The 328-nt window shown below is 72.3% G+C and carries 1 protein-coding gene; it reads right to left on the bottom strand.

Annotation, left to right across the window (positions count from 1 at the left end):
- A partial coding sequence (locus NMG10_RS25920) for a contractile injection system protein, VgrG/Pvc8 family (RefSeq protein ID WP_337994578.1) occupies window positions 1-328 on the bottom strand: 328 nt, incomplete at both ends.

The raw sequence follows: 328 nt of genomic DNA, 5'->3' as shown, positions 1-328 counted from the left end.
GGTGGCCATGTGCGGGCCGTCGATGCGCGGCTTGGGCGGCGCCTCGGGGCGCCACTCGATGCGCCCGGGCACCAGCAGGGCCTTTTGCATGTAGCGCGTGCCTTGTTCGGCGCCGGCGGCTTCCTCCTGCAGGCTGGTGAACTGCGCGCCCTCGTGGCGCACGCTGGCCACCCGCCAATGGATGTTGAGGTCTGCGCGGGGGTGTTCGACCAGGTCGAAGCTCAGGCCCGGCTGCAGGCGCACGTCGTCGCCCTCGACCTCGGCGATGCGCGCGTCGTGGCGCAGGGCGGTGAGGCGGGTGCGGGTGAAGGGGATGCCGACTTCGTCA

It is taken from the genome of Pseudomonas sp. DVZ6 (genome assembly GCF_024259445.1).
GTDB lineage: Bacteria > Pseudomonadota > Gammaproteobacteria > Pseudomonadales > Pseudomonadaceae > Aquipseudomonas > Aquipseudomonas peradeniyensis.
The sequence above is the reverse complement of the archived record's forward strand: the minus strand, read 5'-3'. Positions and strand labels throughout refer to the sequence as shown.